The sequence below is a fragment of the Peribacillus sp. NPDC096622 genome, from assembly GCF_044762665.1.
Lineage (GTDB): Bacteria > Bacillota > Bacilli > Bacillales > DSM-1321 > Peribacillus > Peribacillus frigoritolerans_B.
Genome location: NZ_JBIWES010000002.1, coordinates 255,234 through 269,203, shown reverse-complemented (window position 1 = coordinate 269,203; position 13,970 = coordinate 255,234). Strand labels below are relative to the sequence as shown.

The window sequence follows — 13,970 nt, the reverse complement described above, 5'->3', positions numbered from 1 at the left end:
ACAATATCGGGTTGATTCATTGTCGAAAACGAACATACTAAAACTAAAAAACCGTAAAAATCATATGCATGTCCTTCCATGTTGCCAGAATGGAAAGGGAATAGCAAAAACATATCTTTTAATTACAAAGAAGTCTTCTTAATAATCAAAGTGAACGCTTTCAAAACAGGCCAACTGTTTATCCTTGCCCTTCATTAATTGGAACCATAAAATGTTAAGCGATAGATTTAGGGCCTGTAGATGACCCATCCTCTTTCCTTTATGCGATTCTTCCGCTTCACATTCACTATTAGAAAACAGGGATTCATAAAGCTCCTCTAGTTGTTCTCTCCTAAACGTGGTAAAATTGTGTGTGGCTTTTCTGATTGCAGCAAGGACAATGAAATCTGTCTTCATTCATTAATGTGAGGAAAATTATTTTTAAATACCATTCAGTATAAATCCTTACAATTATAGACACTTTATTATGCCCTTTAGTGTCATACAAATTAGTCAACATTTAATTTTAACTTAAAAATCAATATTTACAATAATCATCAATGTAAAAAAATGTGGTTTATTTGTAAAAAAATTGTGGTTTATTTGTAAAGCTATTAAGTTATAATTAGTTAGAGAATGTCATTGCCTAAAAATATAGAAAAACATCAAGCAGAATTGAAATGCTAGTTGCCTGTTTTATTGTTCCATTTCATATTCTATTAGACCAAATATATATTAATTGATTGAATAACAGTTTAAGAGTCTTAAAGGAGGAATAAAAATGAAGAAAGTAATCACATACGGAACCTTTGATTTGCTTCATTGGGGGCATATCAATCTATTAAAACGCGCTAAAGATTTAGGGGATTATCTGATCGTTGCCATTTCAACGGATGAATTCAATGCTTTAAAAGATAAAAAAGCTTATCACAGCTTTGAAAACAGAAAAATGATCCTTGAATCAATTCGCTATGTGGATGAAGTCATACCTGAAGACAATTGGGAACAAAAGAGGGAAGACATCGTTCGTGAAGGTGTGGATATCTTTGTAATGGGTGATGACTGGAAAGGCCAATTCGATGAATTATCCGAAGTTTGTGAAGTGGTCTACCTTCCAAGAACAATCGGCATTTCGACTTCCCAAATTAAAGATGACCTTCTACAAGTTACTAATGGCTAAAGAATTCGCGATAGGGATTTATCTTTTTTGTTTCAAAGTTTTATTCTCTATCTTTAAACTTTTCCCTTTATATGACAAAACGACCTTTGTCACATCATTCGGGGACAATTGCCAATATATCGCAGATGAAATGGACAAGCAGGACATTTCCGTTCAAAAGGTATTTTTAATGAAATCAAGCAGTTCTATACAAGTTAAGGACGATGGGGAAACCATCGTCCTTCCGTTTGAATCAAAAAATATCAGTGCCATGATCCGATCGATTTATCATCTGGCTACATCAAAATGGATTATCATCGATAATTATTTTGGCTTTCTTTCAGCCATTGCATTCAAAAAGCAAGTGACCTGTGTCCAAGTGTGGCATGCGGCAGGTGCCGTTAAGCGATTCGGAGCAAAAGATCCTTCCATTAAAAACCGTTCAGCCGGTGCAAGGAAAAGATTTTTTGAGGTATATAATAAATTTGATTACGTTACTGCAGGTTCGGAGAGAATGGCCGAGATTTATCAAGAAAGTTTTCAACTGCCGGCATCCCATATCCTAAGGACCGGGATACCTCGGACCGATTTCTTTTTTAATGATGAATCAAAAAGAACTGCCCGTAATGCTTTGCTGGCCAAGTATCCAGAGCTTGAGCATAAGAAAATCATATTATATGCCCCTACATTTCGTAATGACGGTTTGAACAATGGAGAGATTGCACTTGATTTGGAATTGCTCTACAGGGAACTTAAGGGCGAAAATTATGCGTTATTACTAAAATTACATCCAGCTGTAAAAGCGGAGCATGATTTACAAGATAAATTCCCGGGATTCATTTACCCTGTCGATAGTGATTTTCACGTTAATCAACTGCTGATCAGTACGGATCTTTTAATAACCGATTACTCATCGATTCCATTTGAATTCTCTTTCTTGGAAAGACCCATGATATTCTTTGCATATGATTTAGAAAAGTATGTGCAGGAACGGGGATTCTGGGAGGATTACTCCTCTTCCATGCCCGGACCCGTGGTATCTACCACAGAAGATCTCTTAAGGAAAATCCGTACCGCCGATCATTCATTAATGAAGATCGCATCCTTTAACCAAAAATGGAATGAATACTCCACGGGAAATTCAAGCAGGAATTTAGTTGATTTCCTTTTTAAATAAAACCACCCACTTCGTAAAACGAAGTGGGTTTTCTTTTTTATGGAAATTTACAATCCATAAACAGAGGTATTTTTACAGGGAATGACAAATGAAAACGCAAGACTCCACAATGTGAAAAAAGACTCATAATATAGAAAATATTGTAGATTTCAACACTCAAACACCACCAATATAAACCAGTAAAATAATACTATTTTCCCCTTGTAACAAAAATGTAATATGTTTAAACCCATTTATTTTGTTAGAATAGGGAAAAAGACATATTTGAGGTGGAAAATAGTGAAAAAAAGTGTTGTCGCATTTTCGACATTAGCCATTTTATCTTCGACTTTTGTTTCTCCTGCCCTTGCCGGTACATATACAGTTAAAAGCGGTGATAACTTAAGTAAAATCGCCCAGAAGCATAATACGACGGTAAAAGACTTAAAACGGCTTAATAACTTAAAATCGGACTTTTTGAGAATCAATCAAAAATTAATTACACCCAACTCCAAAACAACATCAAATGCTTCTTCAGTTTCCGTGAATAAAACAAAGAAAACCACATATACCATCGTTTCAGGTGATACCTTAACCAGGATAGCAAACAAGCATAACCTCACACTTGCTGAATTGATGAAACTGAATAACTTAAAATCCGATAGGATTTATGCAGGAAACAAACTTATCGTATCCAAATCAACCACCACCACTACCATTGATTTACCCGGCAGCTCCAAACCATCCAATGGTACACAGACCCCAGCCAATTCGTCTACATACATTGTGGTAAAAGGTGATACCCTTTCCAAGATCTCCAGAAAAACGAACTTGACTGTGGCCCAGCTTAAATCAATCAACTCGTTAAAATCCGATTTAATCAGAGTGGGTCAAAAACTGAAATTAAGTAAATCGGCTAGCACTGCCCCTGCAGATAAAAACGATGGCGGAAAAGTGGATGCCCCAAGTTCGGGGAACAAAGTGGCCAAGCTCGTTTCCGAAGCAAAGAAATTAATTGGTACACCATATTCGTGGGCGGGTTCCTCCCCATCAGGTTTCGATTGCAGCGGTTTCATTTACTATACATTCAAGAAGGCTGGGTATGATGTTCCAAGGCTTTCATCGTCCACATACTATGATATGGGTAAAAAAGTCACTTCACCGAAAAGCGGCGATCTTATCTTCTTTGCAACGGGTTCCAATAAATCAGTCATAAGCCATATGGGAATCTACTTGGGCGGCGGGGAATTCATTCATGCCTCATCAAGTAAGGGAGTAACGATCAGTACTACCTCAAACTCTTATTTCAAAAGTAAAATCATCGGTTATAGAAGTTTATAAGATTTACTTGCCAGACTTTCTCTTAAAGTCTGGCAATTTTATGTTAACAGATTCATAGCTTATTTATCTCTAGCTATACAATTTTTGAAACAATCGAATGATGTGCAAACGAAGGAATTTAGAATCCTTCGTTTTTTTGGATGAAAAAAGGTAAATATGCACTCTAACTACAAAAAGAAACTATTCTATTTTTGACAAAAAAAAGGTATAGTTAAAAATACCGACTAGGTACTTTTTCACACCTTCCATTTTGTGGGATGGTTAAGGGAGGAATATTAAATGAGATCCGAACATAAAAAGAAGAAAAAGAAACGCAAAACGTTTAAAATAATCGGCTTCACCCTTCTTATCCTTTTCATTGGCGCAGGTGTTTATGGCGCTTCAGTTTATCAATCATTAGCCGGTGCGATTAGCACTATGCAGGGTACAGCCCATAAAACGGATAAGCGTGTAGAGGACATCAAGTTCAAAAGCCAAGATCCATTTTCATTACTGATTCTTGGTGTGGATGAAAGAAAAAATGACTCAGGTCGATCAGATACGATGATTGTCATGACCGTTAATCCTAAAAAAGAATCGATTGAGTTATTGAGTTTACCGAGAGATACGCGTACAGAGATCGTTGGTAAAGGTATAAATGATAAAATGAACCATGCCTATGCATATGGCGGTGTCGCCATGTCGATAAATACAGTGGAGTCCTATTTGGATATTCCGATTGACTATTACGTCAAAATGAATATGGAAGGTTTTCAGGATATTGTGAATGCCGTTGGTGGTGTCACGGTCGATAATGATATGGACCTTGCCTATAAAGGATATACCTTCGACAAAGGCACAATCGACTTAAATGGTAAAGAGGCCTTGATTTATTCCCGAATCCGTAAAGAAGATCCCCGCGGGGATTATGGACGGCAAATGCGGCAACGCCAAGTTATCCAAGCTGTCATGAAAAAAGGGGCAAGCCTATCAACACTTACCAATTATGACGATATATTCGAAGCTTTAGGTAAAAACGTGGAAACCAATTTAAGTTTCAATGAAATGTTGAGCATTCAAAATAACTACAAATCATCCCTCAAAAATATTGAACAATATACACTTGAAGGTGACAATCATCGGGTAGATGGCGTTTGGTATAACATCGTTCCAGAAGATACGAAGCTTGAAGCCCAAAATCGTGTTAAAACACATTTGGGATTATAATGGAAGGAGGATGGCTTTTATCAGTCATCCTCCTTATTTACCTTTTTCTCACTTTGTTTAAAGTAATCGGAACGTATCACTTGATCACTCAGATCAATCTCCTTTTGGTCTTCTGGTGAAAATCCTTCGACCTTCCCTTCCCCATTTATTTTCATTTGAGAACCATAATCCCCTTTTAATATCAAGGCATCACCCTCTTCGCCATCCAGCATGCTCTCTCCAAAGTATGAAGTACTCTTTATATTGAACAGATCATATAGAGTGGGCAGAATATCGATTTGGCCCGCTACCTTATCAATCGTTCTCCCTTTCATACCCTCCTGATAAATGATCACGGGAATGGGCATATATTTTTCAATCCACTCTTCATCGCTAATTCTACTACCGTAATACGCTTCAACCTCGTGTTTATCTTTTAAAAATAGCCCATCATGATCTCCGTAAATGACAATCACGCTGTCTTTCAACTTCCCGCCGTCCTTCAACTTCTTCACGAAATCCCCGATTGCTGAATCTGTATAATGAATCGCTTCAAAATATTTAGTCAGGTAACTATTCTCTTTTCCAACTTCAGACTTCAATGTTATCTGTTCCTTCGGCAGTGAAAAAGGTACATGGCTGGTCAAAGTAACGAAAAAAGCGTAATAGGGGTTTTGTTTATCTTTTAAGAAATCATAGCTTTGGTTGAAAAAACTGCGGTCTCCCAAGCCCATCGAAATCATCTCATCCTGCTGCATATCCTCTATGGAAAGATAGTCATCAAAACCTAGCGAGGGATATGCATGCTGCCTATTCCAAAAGTCTTCTTCATCTCCGTGGAAAGCAAAACTTTGATAATCCGACTTCTTTAATTCCGTGGCAAGACCAGGAAAATCATTATAAGGGAACCGAAAAAAGGTCGCACCTTGCTTTAAAGGAAATAGTCCGGTATTCACGATAAGCTCACCATCAGATGAATTTCCAAATACCGTCTGCGGGTATACACGCGGGAAATACAATCCCCCTTTCGCCAGTTCATTCATGAATGGCGTGACCTCCTGCCCGGCACTGGTTTGAAAGAGCGGAAACGCCTGTAAAGATTCCACCTGGATGATAATGAGATTCTTCCCCTCCAAGGATCCAGAATGGGCATTTTCCTTTCTTTTCTTTCTATTGAAGTGTTCAGAAACTGCCTTCGTTTCTTCCGAAGACATTCCATGCCTTCCCAAGTCGGTAAAATAGGCATACGTATCCAATGCATGATGACCGATGGGACCCCAGTTTCGCAAGAAGGTATTCGCCTCATAACGCATGGTTATATCCACTTTGTCGATAAAGATATTCTTGATCGGTTTTAATCCTGCTATCATCAGGAATATTACGGCCGGCACAAGTGCCATATGCTTGAGGGGGTATTTTTTCTTCACAAATGACTCAGCAATTGGAATGCCTGTCAGAAGAAAGATCGCATCCTTCATTTCCATCATACTGAATATACTTTCACCAAGCCCATTCAGGTTGCTTTTTTGCATCCACATATAGGATGTTATAGGTGTCGAATAATAACGATAAAACCAGATGTCCCCAAGGAAAAAGGCCATGATCGAAAGAAGGAAAACTGAAAAAATGGTGCCCTTTACGATTCCATTCGAAATCCATTCCTTCAGATAAACAATAAAACCGGCAACACCGATGATTATCGTAATTATTCCAATAGAAAGATCGTTACCCATCCTATCATTCGTATAAATGAAAAGTATGGCCACGATTGAGAATGACAATAATTCAAATAGCCTCTCCTTCAATCGTTGATTCAGGTTATTCTTCATGCTCCTGCCACTTTCCTCTTCATTATTACCAAGCCTTCGTTAAGCCTGATTGCGGAAGATTACTTATAAATATTACTTAGCGTTGCCATTTATGAGAAATTGCACACAGAAAACGGCATAAATATTTAGCACTAATGACTTCCCTTATAAACAAAAAGCCTTCATCACTAAAAGGATGACGGCTTTGCTTTGGCACTCCGGCAAAAAGCTGCAGATTGCCGCAAGATCATGCGGTTGTTTTCCTACTTTCTCTTCCATTCAAAAGCAATCTTCCAACCTTCATCAGGGATTGATTCGGCCAAAATATCTCCTTCCTCGAATAAGAAACGCCATGGCATGCTTGAAAGTGCTGGTATCTCACCAAGCTCTGTGAAATCGAATGTCTTTTTTGCCAGTATTTTTCCATCACCATCAACTAAAAGTAAATCCACGATATCAAACCTGACAGCTTTCTCTATTGAATTTCGTAGAAAAGCCTCTATGATTACATCATCTTCCACCCTAGTCAGCTTCATGCCGGATATAGAAATTTGGTTCGGTTTTAATGCAGGCAGCCTTTGATGGTGGAATTTATATACATATTCCTCTTGCTTGGAAATATCCCACCCCTTATGAAACATCAGCACAGTATGAACGGTGTCATCCTGATCTGTTAACTTATATACATCTGAAGCTGCATTATCCCTTTTTCCCCATAAACTCATCGTTCCTCACCCTCCAAAGAAGCTGCATCTTCCTGATTGCTTTTAATATAGTCCATAAAACGGATGCTTATCTCCGCCTCAATTTTACTTAATAGAAGGTTGAATTGACTGAGAGCTGCTTTTTCAAACAACGTATATGGGTCCTGCTGACCATATCCGCTTAAACCAATGCCTTCCTTCATACTGTTCATTTCATCTAAATGGTTCATCCAATTTGTATCGATGTGCTGCAGCATGAATGCGCGCAACTGATTTCCCCATTCTGCATCGTCTTGAAAGATCACCAGTCTCGATTCCAATTCACCTAAAGCCTCCAACGCCTTTCCTTGAATTTGACCTTCTATATCCTGCAAATCACTTGCCTGCCAACCTAATGACAGGAAAACAAGGGATAGCTCTTCCATAAAGGCAGAGGAATCAGGCTCCGCTAAATGTTCACGGTAAGTGAGCCGAGTAATGTACTTTTCTATGTATTCAAGTAAAATGTCCGACATCCGAACAGGCTCCACATCCAGAATCCGATCCCTCATGGCATAGATGATTTTACTCTGCTCATTTAATGCATGCTCTAACTTCAATAAATGGTATCGGCTTGATTGATGCATCTGCTCTACCGTTTCCTGAACCATTTTAACGAATTTATCGGGTGCAGGGCTCAGCACCAACCCATTTTCATCCGTTTTGATTTTCTTGATATAACGTCCGATTTCTTCTTCATCATAAAAATCAAACAAATCATCTTCCAAAGAAATGATGAATTGTGTTGAACCAGGATCACCCTGCCGGCCGGAACGTCCTCTTAGCTGCATATCGATCCGACGGCTTTCGTGTCGCTCCGTACCGATAATATGAAGGCCGCCCAATTCCTTGACACCATTCCCAAGTAATATATCCGTTCCTCTCCCAGCCATGTTCGTAGCCAGCATCACTTGATTTTTTTGCCCAGCATTCGCAATGATTTCCGCTTCATCCTCTTCAGTCTTTGCATTAAGGATTTGATGTTTAATTTTCCGATTGTCCAGATGAACCGAAATTTTTTCAGATTGCTCAATGGAGATCGTCCCGATCAGGATAGGTCTGCCTCCTTCATGAATCCGTTTTACTTCCGTGACGATTTTGTTGATTTTGCTGGTTTCATCTTTATAAATCAAATCAACCTCATCAACTCGAATAATAGGCACATTAGTTGGGATTTCAATGACGGGGAGCTGATATATTTCCTGGAACTCAGACTTTGATGGTATGGCACTCCCTGTCATCCCAGACATTGAATGATATAATCGAAAATAATTTTGGACGGAAATCATAGCCTGTGTTTCATTCTCTTCGGAAATCTCCAATCCCTCTTTTGCCTCAATTGCTTGATGAAGCCCATCACTGAAGCTTCGCCCTTCCATCACCCTGCCTGTGAATTTATCGATGATTGCAATCTTTCCATCGATGACAATGTAGTCCACATCCATTTTCATGATTGCATGGGCTTTTAGCGCCTGTGTAACATTATGTAATAACTCTTGATGTTCCATTCCATACAGATTGTCGATACCAAAGGCCTCTTCAATCTTGGAAGCACCTTGATCCGTGAAAAAGGCGGACCTTGACTCGATGAAAATCCCGTAATCATCCTTTTCTATAAATGTCTTCATCATTTGCGCCGTGATCCGGTGAAGCTCGGTTCCGTCGCTTGCCCTGCCCGCAATGATTAATGGTGTCCTTGCTTCATCAATCAAGATGCTGTCAATCTCATCGATAATGGCAAATCGGTGTCCTCTTTGAACCTTGTCTTCCCTTCGATAAACCAGATTATCCCGCAAATAATCAAAACCGAACTCTGTTGCCGTCCCATACGTGATATCTGCCGCATACGCTTCACGTTTCTCGGAAGGTCCCATTTGGGAAATGTTCAAACCAACCGACAATCCTAGAAATTCATGAATCTGTCCCATTAACTCTTTATCACGTTTGGCCAAATATTCATTGGCCGTTATAATATGCACACCATTTCCGTACAGTGCATGTAAATAGCTAGGCAAAGTAGAGACAAGTGTCTTCCCCTCGCCCGTATTCATTTGTGCAATGCCCCCTTCAATCAAGACAAAACCGCCTGCAAGCTGAACATCATGGTGCCTAAGATTCAATACTCGCTTGGAAGCCTCCCTCACGACCGCAAAAGCTTCGGCTTGTATATCCAATATATTATCACCAGCATCCAATATGCTTTTAAACCTATCCTTCATTCCGCTTAATTCCAGATCAGAATATCTTTCATATTTACCCTCTAGCCTATTCACTTCTTCTACCAACTTATAAATTCTCTTCAAGTCTTTAGAACCTTCTTTGAAGAACTTTTTCATACTGGATAGCATAAGGGTTTTCTCTCCTATTATCTCAATTGAACTTTAGTGAAATTATATCAGTTAAGTATTTACTGTTTAAATTATCACTCACATTGTAATTATATAGAAATTCTTTCTTTTTTTGAAAGATAAATTACGCAAAAACCGACTGGATGCCGCTAACAGCGCTAAAAAGATTAGCTCCATCCTGAATATAAGGGAGGGGTTTTTTTATCCATTTAAACAAATAATAGAAAGACTTTCACCCAATGGAGGATTACAGATGAATAAGACATCCAGACATAAACTTGCACAGCCGCATCGTTTTGGATTATTGGTTCTTATAATTTGCTTTATTTGCATGAGTTCCCCTATTCAAGCAGAAACACAAAACACCCCCAAGAATGTCATATTGCTGATTGGCGACGGCATGGGGTTAGGGGCAATAGAAATTGCCCGGCAATTGGAATATGGAAAGACAGGTGTACTGCATTTGGAAAAACTGGAGCATGTTGCCCTGATGCGCACGTATTCCGCCAATAATTACGTCACTGACTCGGCAGCAGGAGGGTCAGCGATTGCCACTGGTATAAAAACCAACAATGAATCAATCGGTGTCGATGCCAATGGTTCCGAGGTGGATAGTGTATTGGACGCTTTTCAGAACGAAGGAAAAAAAGTCGGGATCATCTCAACCAATACGGTAGTCGATGCCACACCCGCTGCCTTTGGTGCAAGTGTGCCTAACCGCTGGACAGGTGGCGCAAATATCGCAAGGCAGCTCTTTGATAAACGAATCGACGTCATTCTCGGCGGAGGTGCCAGTTATTTCGAGGCGGAGAAGCAGAATGGCGAGGATTTAATCGCTAAATTTAAACAAGCTGGCTATGGGATTACGACGACTAAAGAAGAACTTAGTTCCATTAATGAACCGGAAAAACTTTTAGGATTATTTCACCCTACCTATATGAATTTTAAACTGGATAAAGAAGTATTACATTCTCAAGAGCCATCCTTGCCCGAAATGACATCCAAAGCTTTGGATATTTTATCCCGGGGTGATAAGGGATTTTTCTTGATGGCAGAAGGTGCGCGTATTGACCATATGGAGCATGCAGCCGACATCACTGGAATATGGAAAGAAACGATCGAATTTGACCAAACCGTGAAAGAGGTTGTAAATTGGGCAAAAAATCGAAATGATACGTTGATCGTGGTTCTTGCAGACCACGAAACAATGGGGACCTCCGCTTCTGAAACAATGGATATCACTGCATTGAAAAAAATCAGGGTTTCATCTGAATATATGTCGAAACAGCTAACATTCGATAAAAATAATGAAATCAATCCAGAAAGTGTCGTTTCCACATTCAAAAAGTATGCACATATATCCCTTACGGATCAGGAAGTCGATCAATTCATCGATAACGTAAGAAAGAATAAAACGCTAGTTTATCCGCAGCATCAAATAGATTGGGAAATCGGAAGCACCATCGCCAGGCACCATAAGGCGGGCGTAGCTGATCGAAGCACACGGGCGGCCAGTTCCACAGGAGGGCACACAGCCAATATGATCCCCGTTTTCGCCTCGGGTCCAGGCAGTGAAGCCTTTGATGGAGTCATTGAAAATACCGATATCTCAAAAATCATTACAAAGGCCGCCGGTGTTCCGTTCACACCCGGTCAGCATAAAACAAAAGAGGAATGAATACATCATTCCTCTTTTAAGATTCTCATTAACTGGATTTTTTTCGGTTTTCATTTTTATTGAGGTCCGTTAACTCAAGTTATGGCGAGGTTTGGGGGCTTTACTCGTGAGTTTGGGGCATTTACTCGTGAGTTTCCGCCTTTTACTCGTGAATTTGGGGCATTTACTCGTGAGTTCCGAATTTCACTCTGAATTCGCACTTTTCACTAGTGAGTTTGATGAATACCATAATAAAAAAGAGCAAAAAAAGACGCCATGATTGACGTCCTGCTCATTCATTTTTTTACATGTTTTTTTAATACATACCCAATTTGGCTTCCCTTTTTCACTTTGTACCACTCATCTTGTTGGGCCAAGATCGTTATGGATTGATCCCTGTATAGATTCCCAACCGTTTCAGAAGATGCATTTCTGTTTTCTTTAATATATAATTCGCTTGCTGTCACTATTCCCGTCGTCTTCCTAATCGAGATTTTCGTTGAAATGGTTTTCTGATTGTCACTCTTATCCTTAGCTGAGATTGTCACCGTATATATCCCGTTGGACATATTTTTGAAATCCCATGTTGCGGATTGCCTGCCTTTATTGAACTGGCTTTCAGAAAGGATGCCAACAACCTTACCTTTACTGTTCTTAATTTTCACTGTTACATTAGTGTTTTCATTAATTGTATACGTTATGTTCGCTTTCTCGGTACTATAGTCGCCCGCTGTATTGATATCGGTGATTTTCGGTGCCGACGTATCTTTACTGATCTTAATCGGCATTGTTTCCATACTTTCATTCCCGCTTCGGTCCATTGCTGATATTTCTGCTTCATATGTACCGTTACTTACCGCTTTTGTGTTCCAGGTTGCTGAATGGGTACCCTTTTTCATTGGTTGGTCATGGACTGGGGTAGCTAAGGATTTACCTTTATTATCTTTAATCGTGAGTGTTACCACAGCATCTTCTTTTAGGGAGTATGTGATTCCAACCTCATCACTTAAATAATCCGTTTTCCCTTTCATGCTTACTGTATTCGGTTCCGCCTTTACGACAAGATCCGTTTTAGATCCAGCACCTGGTCCATATTCCTTTTCTATAGTTGTATCAGGATAATAAAACCCCAAAATATCTTGATAGGATTGCCCTGCTTCCGCTCTGTTTTTCGCCCCAAACTGACTTAGCCCGACACCATGCCCATATCCTGACCCTTTAATAGAAATTTTGGAGTCACCGGAGGATGAATGGTCAACCAGATAGCTTTTCATCACCTCTTGCCCAACCATGCCCCTGATTTTGGAAGCCGCTACATTAGTAAGCTTAACCGTTTGCTGCAAAAGCTTCCCCCTGTCATCAACGAGACCCCTTACATAGAAATTCAATTGGATGGAACCTTTCGTTACACGGCCTCCCGTTTTTTCATCTGAAAATGTTAACAAGGGAATCTCCGTTATTTTAATATCTTTCTGCGCATATCCATTATTCTTCAGCCAAACCTTAAGCTTCGGCACAACCGTTTTATCTTTTTCCTCTACACTTGTCCACCATTCTTCCGGTTTAGATAAATCCATTTTTGAAAGGTCGATTTGCTGCTTGTCCAGCGTTATCTCCCAACTGGTTTTCGGATCAAAGAAATCTTCTTTTATAGATAAATATGCAAGGGGGTTGCCACTTGACCAAACATTTGAATTCGATTCGGTCATTCCTCCATTGCTTGAGGAAAAGAATGCTTCGATTATTTCGCCATCATGCTTGATTACCATGCCCTTTGTCTGTTCAATGGCTGAATTAGTTCGATAGTGACCGGCAGCCCCGCCATATACTTGGTAAGAAACCGTATCATCAATTATTGTGGATTGATGGCGAAGTGCATAAGTCCGGGCGGCAACCGCCTGTGCTTTTAAGGCCTCGGCATGCCATAGTGCAGGCATCTCCAGAGGGACGACGCCCTTTAGATAATCTTCCATGTAAACAGTATTGATTGGCCGGATGTAACCGTCCTCCACTGTAAATGAAAATGAGCCCTGATACGGACGGCCATTAATGGACAATGATGCATCACGTTTAACTGGTATTATCTTAAAGGAACCATAAGATCCCGTTTTCTTAAAACCTTTGTATACGGCAAGTTTATCCGACTCCACTTTCAAAGTCAGATTTTCCCCCGCCTTAATGAATAACTCTCCCCCTGATTTACGGTAGTCACCGGTTGCCGTTATTTTGACGCTGGTTCTATTCCCCAAATAATTCTTCAGTTTCACTTCCATCGTTATATTCTCTTCTGCTGCCGTTGCTTCATGAGAAGGAAATGCAAGAAAAATGATAAAGAAAGAAATAAACAAATACTTTAAACTTCTCATTCCTTTTCATCCTCACTCCTAGTCTATTTATCCTTCAAGTCTTTATCCTGTTCAATCCATCGGCATCTGGTAACATAACGGCCTGGATGATGTCACTGCTGCAGAAACCATGATTTCAGGACTACATTAGGGTGCCGGGTATACTTGCAAGTTTCTGAACTCCCTTTTTACATTCTGTATGTACGCCCCATTATCCTTCAAATCCAGCTTCATTGTCGTAACAAATTG

9 protein-coding genes are annotated in these 13,970 nt (G+C 39.8%); 5 read left to right on the top strand and 4 right to left on the bottom strand.

Going from position 1 to position 13,970, the window contains the following annotated elements:
* Positions 1-760 precede the first annotated feature (760 nt).
* The 4 genes from tagD (at position 761) to ACIQYG_RS04655 (ending at position 4,841) form a co-directional block, all read left to right on the top strand.
* Positions 761-1,159 (top strand): glycerol-3-phosphate cytidylyltransferase, encoded by a 399-nt coding sequence (tagD, locus tag ACIQYG_RS04670; RefSeq protein ID WP_057278149.1) that lies wholly within the window; start codon positions 761-763, stop codon positions 1,157-1,159.
* On the top strand, positions 1,152-2,315 hold the full coding sequence (locus tag ACIQYG_RS04665; protein WP_402835804.1) for a CDP-glycerol glycerophosphotransferase family protein: 1,164 nt from the start codon (positions 1,152-1,154) through the stop codon (positions 2,313-2,315). Before tagD ends, ACIQYG_RS04665 begins: the two co-directional genes overlap by 8 nt.
* A gap of 279 nt (positions 2,316-2,594) precedes the next feature.
* Positions 2,595-3,635, top strand: coding sequence for a C40 family peptidase (locus tag ACIQYG_RS04660; protein ID WP_402835801.1), 1,041 nt, complete (start codon positions 2,595-2,597; stop codon positions 3,633-3,635).
* A gap of 279 nt (positions 3,636-3,914) precedes the next feature.
* Positions 3,915-4,841: an LCP family glycopolymer transferase gene (locus tag ACIQYG_RS04655; RefSeq protein ID WP_402835798.1), complete on the top strand. Its 927-nt coding sequence runs from the start codon at positions 3,915-3,917 to the stop codon at positions 4,839-4,841.
* A gap of 20 nt (positions 4,842-4,861) precedes the next feature.
* Here ACIQYG_RS04655 and ACIQYG_RS04650 read toward each other — a convergent pair whose 3' ends face one another.
* The 3 genes from ACIQYG_RS04650 to secA form a co-directional block, all read right to left on the bottom strand.
* Positions 4,862-6,649 (bottom strand): LTA synthase family protein, encoded by a 1,788-nt coding sequence (locus ACIQYG_RS04650; protein ID WP_402835796.1) that lies wholly within the window; start codon positions 6,647-6,649, stop codon positions 4,862-4,864.
* Positions 6,650-6,891: 242 nt separating this feature from the next.
* Positions 6,892-7,353: an SLAP domain-containing protein gene (locus ACIQYG_RS04645; RefSeq protein ID WP_402835795.1), complete on the bottom strand. Its 462-nt coding sequence runs from the start codon at positions 7,351-7,353 to the stop codon at positions 6,892-6,894.
* On the bottom strand, positions 7,350-9,719 hold the full coding sequence (secA, locus tag ACIQYG_RS04640) for a preprotein translocase subunit SecA (RefSeq protein WP_402835793.1): 2,370 nt from the start codon (positions 9,717-9,719) through the stop codon (positions 7,350-7,352). Before secA ends, ACIQYG_RS04645 begins: the two co-directional genes overlap by 4 nt.
* A gap of 253 nt (positions 9,720-9,972) precedes the next feature.
* On the opposite strand from secA, the gene ACIQYG_RS04635 reads away from it, so the two are divergent.
* Positions 9,973-11,397, top strand: coding sequence for an alkaline phosphatase (locus ACIQYG_RS04635; protein ID WP_402835791.1), 1,425 nt, complete (start codon positions 9,973-9,975; stop codon positions 11,395-11,397).
* A 275-nt stretch (positions 11,398-11,672) separates the two neighbouring features.
* Here ACIQYG_RS04635 and ACIQYG_RS04630 read toward each other — a convergent pair whose 3' ends face one another.
* Positions 11,673-13,742, bottom strand: coding sequence for a SpoIID/LytB domain-containing protein (locus tag ACIQYG_RS04630; protein WP_402835790.1), 2,070 nt, complete (start codon positions 13,740-13,742; stop codon positions 11,673-11,675).
* Positions 13,743-13,970 lie beyond the last annotated feature (228 nt).

What these genes read in the sequence shown, in the direction of transcription:
- ACIQYG_RS04665 (WP_402835804.1), top strand. Translation starts at nt 1,152, where the DNA reads ATGGCTAAAGAATTCGCGATAGGGATTTATCTTTTTTGTTTCAAAGTT.
- tagD (WP_057278149.1), top strand. Translation starts at nt 761, where the DNA reads ATGAAGAAAGTAATCACATACGGAACCTTTGATTTGCTTCATTGGGGG.
- ACIQYG_RS04655 (WP_402835798.1), top strand. Translation starts at nt 3,915, where the DNA reads ATGAGATCCGAACATAAAAAGAAGAAAAAGAAACGCAAAACGTTTAAA.
- ACIQYG_RS04630 (WP_402835790.1), bottom strand. Translation starts at nt 13,742, where the DNA reads ATGAGAAGTTTAAAGTATTTGTTTATTTCTTTCTTTATCATTTTTCTT.
- ACIQYG_RS04635 (WP_402835791.1), top strand. Translation starts at nt 9,973, where the DNA reads ATGAATAAGACATCCAGACATAAACTTGCACAGCCGCATCGTTTTGGA.
- secA (WP_402835793.1), bottom strand. Translation starts at nt 9,719, where the DNA reads ATGCTATCCAGTATGAAAAAGTTCTTCAAAGAAGGTTCTAAAGACTTG.
- ACIQYG_RS04645 (WP_402835795.1), bottom strand. Translation starts at nt 7,353, where the DNA reads ATGAGTTTATGGGGAAAAAGGGATAATGCAGCTTCAGATGTATATAAG.
- ACIQYG_RS04650 (WP_402835796.1), bottom strand. Translation starts at nt 6,649, where the DNA reads ATGAAGAATAACCTGAATCAACGATTGAAGGAGAGGCTATTTGAATTA.